Source organism: Micromonospora sp. NPDC002411, from assembly GCF_053592955.1.
The window spans coordinates 1-18911 of the sequence record NZ_JBSFBM010000110.1; the positions used below are offsets into that span (position 1 = coordinate 1).

General features: G+C 72.8%; 16 protein-coding genes and 1 pseudogene. 6 read left to right on the forward strand and 11 right to left on the reverse strand.

Annotated features, from left to right (window positions below):
* A partial coding sequence (gene gltB, locus ACWCO3_RS15410) for a glutamate synthase large subunit (protein ID WP_450010502.1) occupies positions 1-4308 on the reverse strand: 4308 nt, incomplete at its 3' end.
* Between the two features lie 165 nt (positions 4309-4473).
* Here gltB and ACWCO3_RS15415 point away from each other — a divergent pair.
* Positions 4474-5319: a GNAT family N-acetyltransferase gene (locus ACWCO3_RS15415; RefSeq protein WP_145779773.1), complete on the forward strand. Its 846-nt coding sequence runs from the start codon at positions 4474-4476 to the stop codon at positions 5317-5319.
* 115 nt (positions 5320-5434) lie between these two features.
* Here ACWCO3_RS15415 and ACWCO3_RS15420 read toward each other — a convergent pair whose 3' ends face one another.
* Both ACWCO3_RS15420 and lgt read right to left on the reverse strand, forming a co-directional pair.
* Complete coding sequence (locus ACWCO3_RS15420; protein WP_145779772.1) at positions 5435-6622, reverse strand: FAD-dependent monooxygenase; 1188 nt, start codon at positions 6620-6622, stop codon at positions 5435-5437.
* A 15-nt stretch (positions 6623-6637) separates the two neighbouring features.
* Positions 6638-7864 (reverse strand): prolipoprotein diacylglyceryl transferase, encoded by a 1227-nt coding sequence (gene lgt, locus ACWCO3_RS15425; protein WP_208744958.1) that lies wholly within the window; start codon positions 7862-7864, stop codon positions 6638-6640.
* A gap of 102 nt (positions 7865-7966) precedes the next feature.
* Here lgt and ACWCO3_RS15430 point away from each other — a divergent pair, with 102 nt between their 5' ends.
* Complete coding sequence (locus ACWCO3_RS15430; protein ID WP_450010493.1) at positions 7967-8539, forward strand: NUDIX hydrolase; 573 nt, start codon at positions 7967-7969, stop codon at positions 8537-8539.
* Positions 8540-8595: 56 nt separating this feature from the next.
* Here the strand turns inward: ACWCO3_RS15430 and trpA are convergent, their stop codons facing one another.
* The 3 genes from trpA to trpC are packed head-to-tail and all read right to left on the reverse strand — an operon-like array spanning position 8596 to position 11481.
* The gene (trpA, locus tag ACWCO3_RS15435; protein ID WP_145779769.1) at positions 8596-9399 is read right to left on the reverse strand and encodes a tryptophan synthase subunit alpha; all 804 of its coding nucleotides are present in this window, start codon (positions 9397-9399) and stop codon (positions 8596-8598) included.
* Between the two features lies 1 nt (position 9400).
* A complete protein-coding gene (gene trpB, locus ACWCO3_RS15440) occupies positions 9401-10639 on the reverse strand; it encodes a tryptophan synthase subunit beta (protein ID WP_145779768.1) in 1239 nt (412 codons plus the stop codon).
* Between the two features lie 38 nt (positions 10640-10677).
* Positions 10678-11481, reverse strand: a complete 804-nt coding sequence (gene trpC / locus ACWCO3_RS15445; protein ID WP_172862221.1) for an indole-3-glycerol phosphate synthase TrpC — start codon at positions 11479-11481, stop codon at positions 10678-10680.
* Between the two features lie 492 nt (positions 11482-11973).
* Here trpC and ACWCO3_RS15450 point away from each other — a divergent pair, with 492 nt between their 5' ends.
* Positions 11974-12237 (forward strand): hypothetical protein, encoded by a 264-nt coding sequence (locus ACWCO3_RS15450; RefSeq protein WP_423437233.1) that lies wholly within the window; start codon positions 11974-11976, stop codon positions 12235-12237.
* Between the two features lie 20 nt (positions 12238-12257).
* Here the strand turns inward: ACWCO3_RS15450 and ACWCO3_RS15455 are convergent, their stop codons facing one another.
* The 4 genes and pseudogenes from ACWCO3_RS15455 to ACWCO3_RS15470 form a co-directional block, all read right to left on the reverse strand.
* Positions 12258-12857, reverse strand: coding sequence for a Trp biosynthesis-associated membrane protein (locus ACWCO3_RS15455; protein WP_357935881.1), 600 nt, complete (start codon positions 12855-12857; stop codon positions 12258-12260).
* A 114-nt stretch (positions 12858-12971) separates the two neighbouring features.
* Positions 12972-14525, reverse strand: a complete 1554-nt coding sequence (locus ACWCO3_RS15460) for an anthranilate synthase component I (protein WP_450010497.1) — start codon at positions 14523-14525, stop codon at positions 12972-12974.
* Positions 14522-14953, reverse strand: coding sequence for a phosphoribosyl-AMP cyclohydrolase (gene hisI, locus ACWCO3_RS15465; RefSeq protein ID WP_145785529.1), 432 nt, complete (start codon positions 14951-14953; stop codon positions 14522-14524). The genes ACWCO3_RS15460 and hisI overlap by 4 nt, the downstream gene beginning before the upstream one ends.
* Before the next feature lie 180 nt (positions 14954-15133).
* Positions 15134-15820: pseudogene (locus ACWCO3_RS15470) on the reverse strand (phosphoribosyl-AMP cyclohydrolase); the annotation flags it as partial.
* A 185-nt stretch (positions 15821-16005) separates the two neighbouring features.
* Here ACWCO3_RS15470 and ACWCO3_RS15475 point away from each other — a divergent pair.
* The 3 genes from ACWCO3_RS15475 (at position 16006) to ACWCO3_RS15485 (ending at position 18172) form a co-directional block, all read left to right on the forward strand.
* Entirely contained in the window at positions 16006-16761 is a 756-nt protein-coding gene (locus ACWCO3_RS15475) for an ABC transporter ATP-binding protein (RefSeq protein WP_357935878.1), read from the forward strand.
* On the forward strand, positions 16758-17513 hold the full coding sequence (locus ACWCO3_RS15480; protein ID WP_145779763.1) for an ABC transporter permease: 756 nt from the start codon (positions 16758-16760) through the stop codon (positions 17511-17513). Before ACWCO3_RS15475 ends, ACWCO3_RS15480 begins: the two co-directional genes overlap by 4 nt.
* 62 nt (positions 17514-17575) lie before the next feature.
* Positions 17576-18172, forward strand: coding sequence for a TetR/AcrR family transcriptional regulator (locus ACWCO3_RS15485; RefSeq protein ID WP_145779762.1), 597 nt, complete (start codon positions 17576-17578; stop codon positions 18170-18172).
* Positions 18173-18309: 137 nt separating this feature from the next.
* Here ACWCO3_RS15485 and ACWCO3_RS15490 read toward each other — a convergent pair.
* The coding region (locus ACWCO3_RS15490) for a DUF2470 domain-containing protein (RefSeq protein ID WP_450010500.1) at positions 18310-18911 on the reverse strand (602 nt) is incomplete at its 5' end.

The window sequence follows — 18911 nt, forward strand, 5'->3', positions numbered from 1 at the left end:
GCCGGTCGCGCCGAGCACCACCACCGTGCCACCGGTCATGTACTCGCACCCGTGGTCGCCGACACCCTCGACCACGGCGACCGCGCCGGAGTTGCGCACCGCGAACCGCTCCCCCACCCGGCCACGCAGGAAGACCTCGCCCGCCGTGGCTCCGTACAGGATGGTGTTGCCGGCGATGATCTGGTCCTCGGCCCGCTGCCCCGGCGCGGCGTCGGGGTCGAGGAACGGGGCGGCGGCGTCCGGACGGACGACGACCCGCCCACCGGAGAGGCCCTTGCCCACGTAGTCGTTGGCGTCGCCGTGCAGCCGCAGGGTCACCCCACGCGGCAGGAACGCGCCGAACGACTGCCCGGCCGTGCCGTTCAGCACGAACTCGATGGTGTCGTCCGGGAGCCCGGCACCGCCGAAGCGACGGGTGACCTCCCCGCCGAGCATCGCGCCGACGCTGCGGTGCTCGTTGCGCACCGCCACCTCGACGCGCACCGGCGCCCCGTCGGACAACGCCGGACGGGCCAACGCGATCAGCTCGTTGTCCAGGGCCTGCTCCAGGCCGTGGTCCTGGGCGCGCACCCCGCGTCGGGCCGCACCGGCGGGCAGCTCCGGCAGGTGCAGAACGGGCGCCAGGTCCAACCCGTGCGCCTTCCAGTGCGTCAGAGCCGGGGCCACGTCGAGCAGCTCTGCCTGCCCGATCGCCTCCTCGATGGACCGGAGACCCAGCTCCGCCAGGTAGCCCCGGACCTCCTCGGCGAGGAAGAGGAAGAAGTTCTCCACGAACTCCGGGGTGCCGGTGAACCGCTCACGCAGTACCGGATTCTGGGTGGCGATGCCGACCGGGCAGGTGTCCAGGTGGCAGACCCGCATCATCACGCAACCGGCGACGATAAGCGGCGCTGTCGCGAAACCGAACTCCTCCGCGCCGAGCAGCGCCGCGACCAGCACGTCCCGGCCGGTCTTGAGCTGGCCGTCGACCTGAACGGTGACCCGGTCGCGCAGCTTGTTGAGCAACAGCGTCTGCTGCGCCTCGGCCAGCCCCAGCTCCCACGGCGTACCGGCGTGCTTGAGCGAGTTCATCGGGGACGCGCCCGTGCCGCCGTCGTGGCCGGAGATCAGGATGACGTCCGCCTTGAGCTTCGCCACCCCGGCGGCGACGGTGCCGACGCCGACCTCGCTGACCAGCTTGACGTGCACCCGGGCCGCCGGGTTGACGCACTTCAGGTCGTGCACCAACTGGGCGAGGTCCTCGATGGAGTAGATGTCGTGGTGCGGCGGCGGGGAGATCAGACCCACGCCCGGGGTGGCGTGCCGGGTCCGGGCGATCCACGGCCAGACCTTGTTGCCGGGCAGCTGACCGCCCTCGCCCGGCTTGGCGCCCTGGGCCATCTTGATCTGGAGGTCGTCGGCGTTGACCAGGTATTCGCTCGTCACACCGAAGCGGCCGCTGGCGATCTGCTTGACCGCCGAACGGCGAGCCGGGTCGTGCAGCCGCTCGACGTCCTCGCCGCCCTCACCGGTGTTGGACTTGCCGCCGAGCCGGTTCATGGCGATGGCGAGCGTCTCGTGCGCCTCCGCCGAGATCGACCCGTACGACATGGCACCGGTCGCGAACCGCTTGACGATCTCGGAGGCCGGCTCGACCTCCTCGATCGGCACCGCCGGGCGGACCCCGGTACGCAGGGTGAACAGCCCGCGCAACGAACCGGCCTGCGCGGCGAGCGCGTCGACCTTCGCGGTGTACTCCCGGAAGACGTCGTACTGCCGACTCCGGGTGGCGTGCTGCAACAGGAAGACCGTCTCCGGGTTGAACAGGTGCAGCTCACCCTCGCGACGCCACTGGTACTCGCCACCGACCTCGAGTCGGTCGGAGGCGGCGGTGCCCGCCGACGGCCAGGCCAGCGCGTGCCGGGCAGCCACCTCGGCGTGCACGCCGGCGAGGCCCACCCCGCCGATCCGGCTGGGGGTGCCCCGGAAGTACCGCTCGACGAGCCGGCTGTCGAGACCGACCGCCTCGAAGACCTGCGCCCCGCAGTACGAGGAGACCGTCGAGATGCCCATCTTCGACATGATCTTCAGGACGCCCTTGCCGAGCGCCTTGGCGTAGTTGCGCACAGCGGCGGCCGGCTCGACGCCGGCCAGCGCACCGGTGGAGATCAGATCCTCCACCGACTCGAACGCCAGGTACGGGTTGACCGCCGCCGCCCCGTAACCGATCAGGACGGCCGCGTGGTGCACCTCCCGACAGTCGCCGGACTCCACGATCAACGCCGCCTGGGTACGCGTCTGCTCGCGCACCAGGTGCTGGTGCACGGCGGCGGTGAGCAGCAGCGACGGGATCGGCGCCAGGTCGGCGTTGGAATCCCGGTCGGAGAGCACCAGGATCCGCACGCCGTCCTCGATCGCCTCGGAGACGTGCCGACAGATCTCGGTCAGCCGCGCCTTGATCCCGGCGGCGCCCTCCCGGATCCGGTACAGCCCGGAGACCCGGACCGCCTTGAAGCCGGGCAGGTCGCCGTCCTCGTCGATGGAGAGGATCTTCGCCAGCTCGTCGTTGTCGATGATCGGGTGCGGCAGCACGATCTGCCGGCAGCTCGCCGCGCCCGGGTCGAGCAGGTTGCCCTCCGGCCCGATCGTCGACGCCAGGCTGGTCACCAGCTCTTCGCGGATGGCATCCAGCGGCGGGTTGGTGACCTGGGCGAAGAGTTGGTGGAAGTAGTCGTAGAGCAGCCGCGGCCGGGTGGACAGCGGCGAGATCGGAGTGTCCGTACCCATCGAACCGAGCGGCTCGGCGCCGGTGCGGGCCATCGGCCCGAGCAGGATCTTCAGCTCCTCCTCGGTGTAGCCGAAGGTCTGCTGCCGCCGGCGTACCGAGTCGTGGGTGTAGACGGTGTGCTCGCGGGCCGGCAGGTCACCCAGCTCGATCAGCCCGGCGTGCAGCCACTCGGCGTAGGGCTGGGCGGCGGCCAACTCGGACTTGATCTCCTCGTCGTGCACGATCCGACCGGCGACGGTGTCGACCAGGAACATCTTGCCCGGCTGGAGTCGGCCCTTGGCGACCACGTGGGCCGGGTCGAGGTCGAGCACGCCCGCCTCGGAACCGAGCACGACGAGGCCGTCGTCCGTCTGCCACCAGCGCCCCGGGCGCAGCCCGTTGCGGTCCAGCACCGCACCGACGATCTCGCCGTCGGTGAAGGCCACCGACGCGGGACCGTCCCACGGCTCCATCAGGCTGGCGTGAAAGCGGTAGAAGGCGCGCTTGGCCGGCTCCATGCCGGGGTCGTTCTCCCACGCCTCGGGGATCATCATGAGCACCGCGTGCGGCAGGCTCCGCCCCGCAAGGTGCAGCAGCTCAAGGACCTCGTCGAAGTTCGCCGAGTCGGAGGCGCCGGGCGTGCACACCGGGAAGACCCGCCGGATGTTGCCCGGCACGTTCGGCGAGCGCAGCAGCGCCTCCCGAGCCTGCATCCAGTTGCGGTTGCCCCGGATCGTGTTGATCTCGCCGTTGTGGGCGATGAAGCGGTACGGGTGCGCCAGCGGCCAGGACGGGAACGTGTTGGTGGAGAAGCGGGAGTGCACCAACGCGATCGCGCTGTCGATCCGCTCGTCACGCAGATCCGGGTAGAACGCCGGCAACTGGTCGGGGGTGAGCATTCCCTTGTAGACCATGGTGCGGCTGGACAGCGACGGGAAGTATGCCGGGACGCCCCGCTCGGCGGTCTCCCGTTCGGCTTGTTTGCGCAGGCTGAACGCCACTCGGTCCAGCTCGATGCCGTGCAGCGGCGAACCGGCCGGCCCCTCGGGCGCGTCGGTGAGCCGTCGCGCGGCCAGGAAGAGCTGTCGAACCCGGGGCATCGCCGCCAGGGCCGTCTCGCCAAGGTCGCTGCTGTCGATCGGCACGTCCCGCCAGCCGAGCAGGTCGGCGCCCTCCACCAGCGCGTACTTCTCGACCACCCGCCGGGCACGCGCCTCGGCGGCGTCGTCGTCGGGGAGGAAGACCAGCCCCGTCGCGTACTGACCGGCCGGGGGAAGCGCGATGTCGGCCACCGCGCGCAGGAACGCGTCGGGGACCTGGATCATGATGCCCGCGCCGTCGCCGGTGTTCTGCTCCGCGCCTCGGGCGCCGCGATGGTCCAGTCGACACAGGGCGCCGAGCCCGTTGGCGACGACCGCGTGTGAACGCCGGCCGTGCAGGTCCGCCACGAACGCCACACCGCAGGCGTCGTGCTCCTGCGCGGGGTCGTAGAGGCCCTGGGCGGGTGGGCGGGGGTCGGGCATCGGGGACGCCTGCGGGCTGTGCGGGTACGGCTGTGTCATATCCGCGTACGGCTGAGCCACCGGGCCTCCTGTCGTCACTCAGGTTGGATCATGGTGGGGACGACGTCGGCCCGTGGGTCTATTGAGTCTACGTTAGGGCGACGCTCGCACGGCCACCTGAGATTGATCACACCGTCCACTGGCTGGGACGTGTAGTCTCGCGCGGTGGATCCGCTCAACAAGCACGTCTTCGACCGGTTGGAACGTTTCTACGACGCGGTGCCCCGCGACGTCGCCGGTGCGGAGGAACATGGCGGGCTGGTGTTGTTCGTCCGCGAGGGCAACGGATGGCCGTTCTACGCCCGTCCCCGGCTCGACGCCAGCGAACCGCCGTCGCTGGCCGACGTGGCCTCGGTTCGCGAGCGGCAACGGAAGCTGGGCCTGCCGGAAGCCTTTGAGTGGGTGCACGAGACGACCCCCGACCTGCTGGCGGTGGCTCGCTCGGCGGGGCTGCACGTGTTGGAGGCGCCGCTGATGGTGCTCGACCCGAGCGCGCTGCCCGACCCGGCGACGCTCTCCGACGCGGCGGTGCGGGTGCTGGCCGCCGACTCCCCCGGTTTTGCCGCCGATGTCGCCGCCCGGCGCGCGGTGGCAGCCGTGGCGTTCGCCGCCGCCGGCACCGCCACCGGAGAGGCGGGCCCGGCAGAGCGGGACGCGGCGGTCACCGAACTCGAACTCGCCGCGCTCGACGAGGAACGCGCCCGGATCGGCGACGGCCGACGGATTTCCGCACTGGCCGGCACGTCGACCGAGGGTGCGCTGTCCAGCGGCATGGCCATGCGGGTCGACGACGTCGCGGAGATCGCCGGGGTGGCCACCCTGCCGGCCGCCCGCCGACGCGGACTGGGCGCCGCGCTGACCGCCACCCTCGCCCGGGAACTGCTCGCGGCCGGCACCGACCTGGTCTTCCTCTCCGCCGGCAGCGAGGAGATCGCCCGGGTCTACCTGCGGGTCGGCTTCCGCCGCATCGGCACCGCCTGCATCGCCGAACCCGCAGCCCTGATCCCCTAGCCCCGCCCTCCGACCATGTCGATCATGGAGTCGTGGCGCCGGATCAGGACGGTTTTGTCACGCTTCGACCACCACCACAAGTCCTTGATCGACGCGGTGGAACGAGTGAGGCGGGTCAGGTGGGGGGCCGCCACTGGGCGGCGGTGGCCGCTGCGCTGGAGAGCAGTCGGGAGTTGATCGTGCCGAGCGCGGCGTCGCGGGCGCGCAGTGCCAACCGGCCACGGGCCTGGAGCACCGCCGACATCCGCCGCGTCTGCCGGACCACCGTCGCGGCGCGCGGGCGGCGTACCCGGTCGTACGCCTGAACGGCGTCGGGCAGCCGAGCCTCACGGAGCAGGGTGGCGAGCGTGGCGGCGTCCTCGAACGCGAGGCAAGCGCCCTGCCCGAGGTGCGGTGGCATGGCGTGCGCCGCGTCACCGAGTAGCACCACTCCGCCCGGACCGGCCGGAAAGCCGTACGCGCGGGGCAGCGGTCGCAGCTCGCGGACCTCCTGCTGGACCAGGTCGGACGGGTCGGTGGCGTCGAGCAGCGCGCCGATCGGGTCGGGCCAGCCCGCGTACCAGCGACGGAGCAGGGCGAGCTGGGTCTCCGGCGGTTCGGGGCGTGGCGCGCCGGCAGCGGTGGCCACCCAGTAGATGCCGCCCCGGGTGGAACCACCCGACGAGCCGCGCTCACCCAACGACGCGGCCACGAAGCGGTAGCCCGCGCCGAGGATCTCACCGACCAGTGGCTGGTCGTCGCGTAGCCGGGGCGCCTTGTACCAGGGGATGACAGCGCGCCAGGCGGCACATCCGGAGCTGACCACCCGGGATTCGGGGGCGAGTTGGCGGCGGATGCCGCTGTCCGTGCCGTCGGCCGCGACCACCAGGTCGACCTCGATGGTCTGTCGGCCGTCGCTGACCGCCGGTCGCTCACCCGGCTCGACCCGGACGTGGCGCACTGTCACGCCGGTCCGCAGGTCGACCCGCTCGCCGAGACCAGCGATCAACGCGTCGTGCAGGTCCTCGCGGTGCACCACCACCGGCATCCGGTCGGCGGGGATGGGCCGAGGCTGGACGAGCCAGTGCCCGTCCGGGCGGCGGACCCCACCGTCGGGCAGCGGAGTGGCGATGGCAGCCAGGCCCGCGCCGAGGCCGAGGGCTTGCAGCGCGCGGACACCGTTGGGCCAGAGCACCACGGCGGTCGGCTCGGGGCGGACCCGTTCGGCGCGCTCCATGAGGGTGACCATCCAGCCGGAGCGGGCCAGCGCGCCGGCCACCGCGAGGCCACCGACCCCGGCGCCGACCACCACCGCGCTTCGCATCGGTGTCGCCCCCGCTCAGCTGTCCCGGTCGGCGGGCCGCACGCCCGAGGCGTCAGCCCGGTCGGCGGGCCGGGCGCCTGCGACGTCAGCCCGGTCGGCTGACGAATCGTCCGCGGAGTCGTCGTCGGTCGACGTGCTGCCGACGACCGTGTCGTCGGCGCGGGGCTCGTCGGTGCCGGGCTCACCGGTGCTGCGCTCGACGGCCTCGTCGCCAGCGGGCTCCGCCGGCACGACGCCGGTTTCCTGCCAGGCGGCGTACTGCTCCTCGCTGACCACCCGGTAGCCCTCCGGCGCGGCGGTCCGCGTGGGGGTCTCCCGCTCGGAGAGGTCCACCTGGGACAGGTCGGACGCGGGGGGCGGGGTCGGCGTCGGCGTCGCGCCGATCGGGATCAGGAACTCCTGCGGGCCGCGTACCCGCACGAAGTAGATCAACCCGCCGAGGAAGACCAGGGCGGCGGTCCAGACGTTGAGCCGGACGCCGAGGATCTGGTTGGCCTCGTCGGTGCGCATCAGCTCGATCCAGAACCGGCCGGCGGTGTAGCCCATCACGTAGAGCGCGAAGGCCCGACCCCGACCGAGCTTGAGCCGGCGGTCGAGGAGGAAGACCAGGGCGACGACGCCGAGGTTCCACAGCAGCTCGTAGAGGAAGGTCGGCTGGTACAGGCCTGGTTCGAGGATGGGCTGCCCGGCGTCGTCCCGCAGGGCGTGCCCCGGATTGTCCGGGTCCATCCGGTGGATCTCCAGGCCCCACGGCAGCGTGGTGCGGGCACCGAACAGCTCGTTGTTGAACCAGTTGCCGAGCCGGCCGACCGCCTGGGCCAGCGGCAGCCCGGGCGCCAGCGCGTCGGCCACCACGCCGAACGGAATGCCGAGCTGTCGGGCCGCAATCCACGCCCCGACCGCGCCACCGGCGACCGCGCCCCAGATGCCGAGACCACCCTCCCAGATGGCGAACGCCTTCATCGGCTCGCCACCGGCGCCGAAGTATTTCTCCGGCGAGGTGATCACGTGGTAGATCCGGGCGCCGATGATGCCCGCGGGCACCGCCCAGACGGCGATGTCGAGCACCGCGCCGGGCGCGACGCCGCGCTGCCGCAGCCGGCGCTCCGTCACCCAGCAGGCCAGCACGATGCCGGCGATGATGCAGAGCGCGTAGGCCCGGATCGGCACCGGCCCGAGCTGCCAGACCGCGGTGCTGGGGCTGGGCAGGGCCGCCTGGGGGGACAGCGAGGCGAGGGTCACGGGTGCACACGCTACCGCTGCACACCCCCACAGCGGCACCCCGGGCCGCCGGAGCCCGCAACTCGGTGACTTCTGGTTTGCACCCCCGTACGCTCTTTGTCCATGAGCGCGCTCACCTGGGCGGTCGCCGCGGTCGTCACCGACGACACCGGCCGCGTGCTGCTCTGTCGACAGGGTCGGGGCGAGCGCCGCTACGCGCTTCCCGGTGGGCGCCTACGTCCGGCGGAGAATCCGGCGCGGGCGGCCCTGCGGGACATCAGGGCGGAGACCGGCTGGGACATCGACCTGGTCGACCTGATCGGCGTCTACCACCTGACCGGCCCTGCGGGGGAGGCTACGGCCGGCCGCGTCGGACCGCTGCCGGACGTCCTCGTGCACGTGTTCCGGGCCCGCGCCGCAGGGGTCCGGCCGGCCGCCGACCCACCACCGGGCTGCCGGCTGTCCTGGCACTCCCCCGACGTGCTCCCCGAGGCCGTCACGCCGCTCACCCGGGCCGCCGTCACCGACGCTCGTGAGGGCCGCTCCGGCGTACTCCACGATGTTTCCCGGACGCCGGGCGTCGCAGCGCCGCCGGCGACGACTCACTGGCGCGCGACCGACCCGGACGGACGGTCGGGAGCGGGGCAGCCTCCGGAGCAACGCGGCGAGGCCGCGGACCCGTCCCTGCGCCCCTGACAGCCCCGAACACCCCGAGGGCCGCCAGCGTTGAGCGCCGAAACCCGGCGGGAGTCTCAGCGGGTGGGGGTACGGACGCCCTCGGCGAGTTCGGCACTGAGGGTACGCAGCGCGGCCAGCCCGTCGGCCTCGGTGGGCGCGTCGAGCACGCACCGGACCAGGGCGCTACCCACGATCACCCCGTCGGCGTACCCGGCGACGGTGCCGGCCTGCGCGCCGGTGCCCACGCCCAGACCGACACCGACCGGCAGGTCGGTGACCGCCCGGACCCGGGAGACCAACGTCGGAGCCGCGTCCGAGGTGCTCGCCCGAGCTCCCGTCACACCCATGACGGCTGTCGCGTAGACGAAGCCACGGCAGTGCTCCACTGTCATCGCCAGCCGAGCGTCGGTGGACGACGGCGAGACCAGGAACGTGCGGTCCAGCCCGTGTGCGTCCGAGGCCGCGAGCCACTCGTCGGCCTCGTCGGGGATCAGGTCGGGGGTGATCAGACCGGTGCCGCCGGCGGAGGCGAGGTCACGGGCGAACACGTCCACGCCGTACCGCTCGACCGGGTTCCAGTAGGTCATCGTGACCACCGGCGCGCCGGTGGCCGCCACCGCCTCGATGATGCGCATGGTGTCGGCGGTGCGGACGCCGCCGGCCAGGGCGATGTCGCTGGCCTTCTGGATCACCGGCCCGTCCATCACCGGGTCGGAGTAGGGAATCTCCACCTCGATGACGTCGACCCCGGCCTCGACCATGGCGATCATCGCGGCGATGCTGCCCTCGACGCTCGGGAAACCAGCCGGCATGCAGCCGACCAGCAGTGCCCGCCCGTCGGCGCGGGCCTTGTCGAAGGCCAGCCCGATCCGGCTCATCTCACTGCTCCTTGTCGAGGATGCCGAAGTAGTCACCGGCGGTGTGCACGTCCTTGTCGCCCCGCCCGGAGAGGTTGACCACGATGGTGGGTTCCCGACCGAGCTCGGCGGCGAGCTTCGGGGCCAACGTGACGGTGCCGGCGAGCGCGTGCGCGCTCTCGATCGCCGGGATGATCCCCTCGGTGCGGCAGAGCAGCTCGAACGCAGCCATCGCCTCGTCGTCGGTGACCGGCAGGTAGTTCGCCCGACCGGTGTCGTGCAGCCAGGCGTGCTCGGGCCCGACGCCCGGGTAGTCCAGACCGGCGGAGATCGAGTGCGACTCCAGGGTCTGCCCGTCGGCGTCCTGCAGCACGTAGGTGCGGGCACCGTGCAGGACGCCGGCCGACCCACCGGTGATGCTGGCCGCGTGCCGGCTGGTGGTCACGCCGTCGCCGCCGGCCTCGAAGCCGTACAGCCGCACGTCGTCGTCGCCGACGAAGGCGTGGAAGATGCCCAACGCGTTGGACCCACCACCGACACAGGCGGTCACCGCGTCCGGCAGTGCGCCGGTGAGGTCGAGGCACTGCTGGCGGGCCTCGTCACCGATGCCCCGCACGAAGTCGCGGACCATCGCCGGGAACGGGTGGGGGCCGGCGGCGGTGCCGATCAGGTAGTGCGTCTCGTCGACGTTGGCCACCCAGTCACGCATCGCCTCGTTCATCGCGTCCTTGAGCGTGCGCGAGCCGTTGGTCACCGGCACGACGGTGGCGCCGAGCATGCGCATCCGGGCCACGTTCAGCGCCTGCCGCTCGGTGTCGACCTGGCCCATGTAGACCACGCACTCCAGGTCGAACAGGGCGGCGGCGGTCGCGGTGGCCACACCGTGCTGGCCGGCGCCGGTCTCCGCGATCACCCGGGTCTTGCCCATCCGCTTGGTGAGCAGCGCCTGGCCGAGCACGTTGCGCACCTTGTGCGCCCCGGTGTGGTTGAGGTCCTCGCGCTTGAGCAGCACCCGCGCGCCGACCTTCGCGGAGAACCGCCGGGCCTCGTAGAGCAGCGACGGGGTGCCGGCATAGTCGCGCAGCAGCGCCCCGAACTCGGCCCGGAAGGACTCGTCCGCCATCGCGGCGCGCCACGCCCCGTCGAGCTCGTCCAACGCGGCCACCAGGGCCTCGGGAACGAACCGACCGCCGAAGCGGCCGAAGTGGCCGGCGGAGTCGGGCTGCGGGCCGGCCACCGGGGCCAGCGCGTCGGCGCTCATCGGAAATCCTCTCGGTGGGGCGTCACGTCGGTGCGGGGTCAGCGCACCGGCCGGGGCGTTGCGGGGTGATTGCCCGCGTTGACCAACTCGGCGACCGCCTCGCGGGGGCTCTTCTGGGTGACCAGACCCTCGCCGACGAGCACCGCGTCGGCGCCCGCGGAGGCGTACCGGATCAGGTCGTGGGGGCCGCGAACACCGGACTCCGCGATCTTGACGACGCTGCTGGGCAGGCCGGGCGCGATCCGCTCGAACACCGACCGGTCGACCTCAAGGGTACGCAGGTCACGGGCGTTGACCCCGATCACCTGCGCGCCGGCCTCCAGAGCCCGGTCGGCCTCTTCCTCGTCGTGCACCTCGACGAGCGCGGTCATGCCCAGCGACTCGATCCGCTCCAGCAGGCCCATCAACACGTTCTGCTCGAGCGCGGCGACGATCAGCAGGACCAGGTCCGCGCCGTGCGCACGCGCCTCGTGCACCTGGTAGCTGGAGACCACGAAGTCCTTGCGCAGCACCGGCACGGTCACGGCGGCGCGGACGGCCGCGAGATCGTCCAGCGAACCGCCGAACCAGCGCCCCTCGGTCAGCACACTGATCGCCCGAGCCCCACCGGCCGCGTAGTCGACGGCGAGATCGGCCGGATCGGCGATCTCGGCCAGCCGGCCCTTGGACGGCGACGAACGCTTCACCTCGGCGATCACGGCCACGCCGGGCTTGCGCAGCGCCGCGTACGCGTCCAGCGGCGGCGGCGCCGCCGCTGCCAGTTCACGGATCCGCTCCAGCGGAACCTGCTCCTGGCGTCGGGCGACGTCCTCACGTACGCCAGCCAGAATCTCGTCGAGCACGCTTACGGACGCTGCCTGACCGGCGTCGTCCCCCTCCGCGTGCGCATGCTCAGCAGTCACCAACGGACTCCCCTCTCCGGGCGTCATGGGCCGATGCTAGGGGCAGCCGACCGACGCCGAATGCCGGGGGTATGGCGCTGCTCACGAAAAGGGCTGCGGCATAATGGCCGACTTGCCGTGAACGGTGTGTCACGCAGCGCCACCTCCGGTATCGACCGCCGTCACACGGTGCGAGGCCCGACGACCACGGTCGGACCGGGCCGATCCATCGATCATGCCACCAGTCGCCGGTCGGCGCGCGACGACAACAACGTCGATCGATGTTGTGAGCAAGCTCAAGGTCGGACGGACAGTCCTGGTCATGGCCCAGGCGAGACAGTTGACCGGGCGGTCACAGCGGCGAAACCTCGGCCGACGAGCATCGTCCTCGGGCAGACTCAATGGCGCGCCTGCCCCGACCGTCGCAACTCCTCGTGCGAGGTGACCATGAGCATGTCCGAGCCGCAGCCGACCAGCGGGTTGACCACCATCTCACGCACAGTGGCGTCGCTCGCCGTCGGCGTGGTGCACACCGTCGAACGCGCAGTGGTCGGCGAAGGACGGATGCGGACCGCACGCGGCAACGCCTGGGAGGCCGTCTGCGCCGACCGGGCCCGCGCCGACCAACGCGCCGAGCTGAACCGCCTGGTGGCCGAGCTGACCGCCGCCCGTGCCGCCAGCCGCCGGGCACAGCGCGAGCGTCAGCCAGTCGGCTGACACGCCGCCTGCCCGCGGCGTCAGTCGGCGGTCGGGTCCTCGCCGCGGTCCAGAGCGTCCCACGCCTCCGTCGTCCGCCGCCCGGCCAGCGGCGTCGACGAACCCTCCGGGCCGGCCGGCGCCGACACGGTCTCCGGGCCTGAGCGCGCCGGCCGTTCGTACCGAGCACCCATCGCCGGCCAACCGCCGCCCCGCACCGCCGTCCACCAGCCACCAGCGGCAGCCAACAACCCGCCGAGCAGGCACAGCGCCGGCCACTGCCGGCTCACCGAGCCACCCACGTCGGCGACCAGCCCGTAGCCGCCACCGGCCGCCACCGCCAGACCCAGCACGCCGAGCAGCCCGCCGAGCACCCGCCGCACCCGGCCCCGGGTGGCCAGCACCGCACCACCACCCGCCAACGCCACCACAGCCAGCGCCGGCAGCCACGGCAGCAGGCCCGCGCCGCTGCGGGTGTCCCGCACCGGCGGCAGCGGCGCCGGGCGCACCGTCAACTCGACCGACCAACTCCGCGTCGCAGCCCACAGCGCCAGACCCGCGCCGGCCAGACAGAGCAGGACGGCGTACGTCAACTCGCGCCGCCCCACAGCGGACCGCTCCCCGCCACCACGCGCGCTCACTGGGCCGGCCTTTCGTTCGCGACTGCGGGGCTCCGCTCCGCTGCACTCCTCGCGCTCACCGAGCTGGCCTTTCGTTCGCGACTGCGGGGCTCCGCTCCGCTGCACTCCTCGCGCTCACCGGGCCGGCCTCAGTGTTTCGGCGGCTGCGATCGCCGCCAGCACCGCAGCGGCCTTGTTCCGCGTCTCCTGGTCCTCGGCGGCCGGGTCCGAGTCGGCGACCACCCCCGCACCGGCCTGCACGTAGGCGCGGCCGTCGCGGATGAGCGCGGTCCGGATGGCGATCGCCATGTCCAGGTCACCACCGAAGCCGAAGTAGCCGACAGTGCCCCCGTAGAGACCACGGCGTACCGGCTCCAGCTCCTCGATGATCTCCATGGCCCGCACCTTCGGCGCGCCAGAGAGGGTGCCGGCCGGGAAGGTCGCGGCGAGCGCGTCGAAGGCCGTCTGATCGTCACGCAGCGTGCCGGTGACTGTGGAGACGATGTGCATGACGTGGCTGTACCGCTCGATGGTGGCGAACTCGGGAACCTCCACGGTGCCCGGCTGACAGACCCGGCCCAGGTCGTTGCGACCCAGGTCGACGAGCATCACGTGCTCGGCGCGTTCCTTCGGGTCGGCGAGCAGCTCGGCGGCGAGCGCGGCGTCGGCGGCGGGGGTGCCGCCACGCGGTCGGGTGCCGGCGATCGGGTGCAGCAGCGCCCGCCGTCGCCCGTCCTCGGCGGCGGTGACCTTCAGGTGCGCCTCCGGTGACGAGCCGACGATGTCGAAGCCGTCGAAGCGCAGCAGGTACATGTACGGGCTCGGGTTGCTGGTGCGCAGCACCCGGTACACGTCCAACGGGTCGGCGTGGATCGGCCGCTCGAACCGCTGGGAGAGCACGATCTGGAAGCACTCACCGGCCCGGATCGCCTCCTTGGCCGCCTCCACGGCCTTCGGGTACCCGTCGGCGGGCGTACGGCAGAGCACCTCCCCGACCGGAGGACGCTCGACCGTGGAGATCATCGGCGGGATGGGCCGGGACAGCGCGGTGGTCATCGCGTCCAGTCGGCCCACCGCGTGGTGGTACGCGGCGGCGACCTGCGGGGCGCGGTCCGGGGCGTCCGACGGTGGCAGCACCGCGTTGGCGACCAGGATCGCCGAACCGTCGTAGTGGTCGAGCACCACCAGGTCGGTGGCGAGCATCATGCCCAGCTCCGGCACACCCAGGTCGTTCTCGGTCAGCTCGGGCAACCGCTCGAAACGGCGGATGAGGTCGTACCCCAGGTAGCCGACCATGCCCCCGGTCAGCGGCGGCAGCCCGCCGGAGGGGTCCCCGACCGGGCCGGCCAGCGCCGCGACGGTCTCCCGCAGCACCCGCACCGGGTCGCCCTCGGTGGGCAGACCCGCCGGCGGCTGGCCGAGCCAGGTCGCCACGCCGTCCCGCTCGACGAGGGTCGCGCTGCTGCGTACGCCGATGAAGGAATAGCGCGACCAGGCCATGCCGGCCGACCCCACGCCCTGCTCGGCGGACTCCAACAGGAACGTGCCCGGTCCCCCGGCCAGCTTCCGGTAGACGCCCACCGGGGTCTCCGCGTCGGCCAGCAACCGCCGGGTGACCGGCACGACCCGCCAGCGGGCCGCCAACTCGGTGAAGGTGGCCAGGTCCGGGGTGACCGCTCCGTCGGTCACGGCTGGGCCTGCGTGGTGACGGGCAGTTCGGTGAAGAAGCAGGTCCGGTGCCCGGTGTGGCAGGCGGCGCCGACCTGGTCCACGCTCACCAGCAGCGCGTCCCCGTCGCAGTCCAGGGCGACCGAGCGGACGTACTGGTGGTGCCCGGAGGTGGCCCCCTTGACCCAGTACTCGCGGCGGCTGCGCGACCAGTAGGTCGCGCGACCTGTGGTGAGGGTGCGGTGCAGCGCCTCGTCGTCCATCCAGGCGACCATCAGCACCTCGCCGGAGTCGTGCGCACGGACCACGGCGGCGACCAGACCATCGGCGCTGCGGCGCAGCCGGGCCGCGATGGCCGGGTCGAGCCGGGACGGGCGAGCCGACTCGGGCGTCACCGGGCCGTTGGGATCGCTGGGGACGCCGGTCGCCGGCGCGTCAGGTACGGGCACAGTGACCAATTGTCCCGCACGCGGCGCGGGTACCGCCGACCGCTCCCGCCCAGGCCGCGGCGGAAGCCCGACGGGTCGGGCCAGCTGGGCCACGTAGCGGTCCAACCGGCCGTCGACCAGGGCGGCGGCCAGGTCCGCGCCGGCGGTGTCGGCGATCTCCTCGGCGTACGGCCGGATCAACGGCAACGTGCCGGCGACCAGCCGTACGGCGGCGGCCCACAGCGCGCTGGTGGCGCCCGGACGCAGCCCGAGGCAGAGCAGCATGTCGGCCCGGTATCCGGGTGGGGCCACCGGCAGTTCCAGGGCCGCCGCGAAGGCCGCCCGGCGGGAGTGGACCCGCACCGAGGGGTTGGCCGGGCGCAGCACCGACGGGCAGAGGCGGGCCAGGTCGGCGACGGCGAGCCGGACGCCGAGGCGGTCGTTGACGGCCCGAGCGGCGGCAGCCTTACCCAGCGTGGCGATCAGTTCCTCGAGTCGGGGTGGCTCGGCGGGCTGACAGAGCACCGGCAGATCGATCCGGGGCCGCCAGTGCGGGTCGGCCCAGAGCAGTCTCGCCGGCGTGGTGACCGGTAGCCCGAACGCCCAGTCGGCCGGTTCCCCGAGTCGGTGCACCCAGGAGCGGACGTCCCGGGCGGCCACCGAGACGTGGGTGACCCGACCTGCGGTTTCGGCCAGGTACGCCCGCCGGGCGGCGTACGGGGCACCGCCGACCAGCACGTCGAGGTCGACGTCGCTGTGTGCGGTGGCGGCGCGGCGGGCGTGACTGCCGCGCAGCAGGATGCCGACGACCGGTCGCTCGGCGGCCTGCCGCAGCCGCGCGGCCCAGTCCTCGAGAAAACCGCTGTCCGGTAACGGAGGGTGACCCACCGCGCCATCGTGCCGTACGCCCGATCAGCGCGCAATGCCCGTTGGCGGACTCAGTGTCCGGTCCGGAGCCTACTGCCCGTTCTCATGCTTCCTGCGACGACTGGCGCAGCGGACGCGTTGCGTCGGGATCAGTAATTCATCTAGCGTTGAGTTCAACAGATGATGAGTTTTCTTGGAGGTGCGGGATGGACGATGCGATAGCCGTCCAGGACCTGGTCGTCGACCGGGGCGGGCGGCGTGTGCTGGACGGCATCAGTTGCCGCGTCCCGCGCGGCGCCGTCACGGGCCTGCTCGGCCCCAGCGGCAGCGGCAAGACCACGTTCATGCGCGCGGTGGTCGGGGTGCAGCTGGTCAGCGGCGGGACGATCACCGTCCTCGGGCGCCCGGCGGGCACCCCGGCGCTGCGGCACCGGGTCGGCTACCTGACCCAGGCACCGAGCGTCTACGCCGACCTGACCGTGCGGGAGAACGCCCGCTACTTCGCGGCCCTGTACGGCCGGGGTCGGGCCGAGGCCGACCAGGCGATCAGCGATGTCGGGCTCGCCTCGGCGGCCGGTCAACTGGTCGCCACCCTCTCCGGTGGTCAACGCAGCCGAGCCTCCCTGGCCTGTGCGCTGGTCGGAGAACCGGAGCTGGTCATCCTCGACGAGCCGACAGTCGGTCAGGACCCGGTGCTGCGAGCCGATCTGTGGGCCCGTTTCCACGCGATGGCCGCCGCGGGCACCACCCTGTTGGTGTCGAGCCACGTCATGGACGAGGCGGCCCGCTGCGACCGGCTTCTGCTGATCCGCCAGGGGCGGCTGATCGCCGACGACAGCCCGGCCGCCGTCCGCGCCACTGCCGGGGTGGACGACCTCGACGAGGCGTTCCTGCGCCTGATCCGGGCCGGCGAGGCGGGTCCGGCCACCATGGACGCGACGAACGGACGGGAGCAGTCGTGACCCCGCGGATCCTGGCGGCCACCACCGGCCGCATCCTGCGCCAACTCCGGCACGACCGGCGCACCATCGCGCTGCTCGTGGTGGTGCCGGCGGCCCTGCTCACCCTGGTCTACTTCATGTACGCCGACCAGCCCACCCCGCCCGGCCAACCGACGACGTTCGACCGGATCGCGCTGGTGATGCTGGGCATCTTCCCCTTCGTGATCATGTTCCTGGTGACCAGCATCGCCATGCTCCGGGAACGCACCTCCGGCACGTTGGAGCGGCTGCTCACCACACCACTGGGCAAACTCGACCTGCTCTTCGGGTACGGCATCGCGTTCGGGCTGGCCGCCGCCGTACAGGCCGTCGTCGCCGCCGGTGTGGCGTACTGGATCTTCGGTCTGGAGACCGCCGGCAGCATGGGGCTGGTGATCGGGATCGCCGTCGTCGACGCCGTGCTCGGCGTCGCGCTCGGCCTGCTGTGCAGCGCCTTCGCGCGCACCGAGTTCCAGGCAGTACAGTTCCTGCCAGTCGTGGTGATCCCCCAACTGCTGCTCTGCGGGCTGTTCGTGGCCCGCGACCAGATGGCCGGCTGGCTCCAGGCGCTCAGTGACGCCTTCCCCCTGTCGTACGCCATCGAGGCGTTGCAGGAGGTCGGCGCCCACGCCGAGCCGACCGGCCGGATGTGGCGGGACGTGGCGGTGGTGCTCGCAGCGGTGGTGCTGGCACTGGTGCTCGCGGCGGCCACCCTGCGCCGGCGCAGCGGCTGAGGCTGCGGCAGCCGTGGGTCGACCGGCCCACGGCTGCCCAGGTGGACGAACGAGGGGCGGCGATGACGCGGCGGACCGGCCGGCGACCCGGCAACCCGGACACCCGGGAGGCGATCCTCGACGCCGCGCGCACGACGTTCGCGGAGCGTGGCTTCGACTCCGCGTCCATCCGCGCCATCGCCGGCACGGCAGGTGTCGACCCCGCGTTGGTGCACCACTACTTCGGCAGCAAGGACCAGCTCTTCCTCACCGCGATGAACTTCCCGGTCGACCCCGCCCAGCTGGTGCCGACGGTGCTCGCCGGTGACCGGGACGGCGCCGGTGAGCGCCTGGTGCGCACCTTCCTCGGTGTCTGGGACTCGCCCGCCGGCAGCGCCGCGCAGGCGCTGCTGCGTTCCGCGGTGAGCAACGAGTGGACCGCGCGGCTGCTGCGCGAGTTCGTCACCACCCAGGTCCTGCGCCGGGTGCTCGAACAGCTCGACGTCGACCCGGCCCAACTGCCGCTGCGCGGTTCGCTGGTGGCCACCCAGATGATCGGCCTGGCGATGATGCGGTACGTGGTGCGCCTGGAACCGGTCGCGTCGGCGGCCCCGGAGACACTGGTGGCGGCGATCGGCCCGACGATCCAGCGGTACCTCACCGGGCCGCTGCCGGCCTGAGATCCCTGCGACGTCCCAGCCACCGTGATCCACTCCGGATCGGCGAACTCGCGGTATCCGAGTGCCAGGGATACCCCCACATCGGCGAAACCGAGTGGATCAAGGCCGAACGCGCGGCGACGGGCACGACAGCCCGGTCAGCGCGGCGGACGGGCACCGGCCGGGAGCCGCAGCGGCGGCAGCAACCTCGGCAGGTCGGCCGGATCGGCCACCGGGCCGGGGAAGGCCAATCGGATCCGACGCCGGGAACCCGGTCGGCCGAGGGCGACCACCAGCCCATAGCGGTCGATCCGCACCACCCGGGGCGCCCCGCCCGGGGCCTGCTCGGTCAACCCGAGCTGTCGGCGCAGGTACTCGGTGACCTGCGCGCTGTCGCCCTCGGCGAGGTGGGCCAGCAGCCGCGCCTCGACCGGGTGCACCGGGTCCGGCTCCGCCTCGGCGTACTCCACCGGGTCGATCCGGTGCACGACGCCGGCCCGCTCCCAGCGGACCTCGACCACCTCGAAGCGGAACAGCCGGAAGCGGGCGCCCAGGTCGAGGAGGTCACCGGTCGGCTCCACCGCGGCGAAGTCGACAGCCGCGTGGCGGGCCTCGTCGCCGTGCAGCTCGGCCGCCCAACCGGACACCCACGCCCGACCCAGACCGGGCGCGCCGGCGGCCGGCGGCAGGTCGAGCACGTCGAGGACCACCTCTGGGGCAGCGGCAAGATCGAGGCAAGGCCGGACCAGTCGTTGCGTCG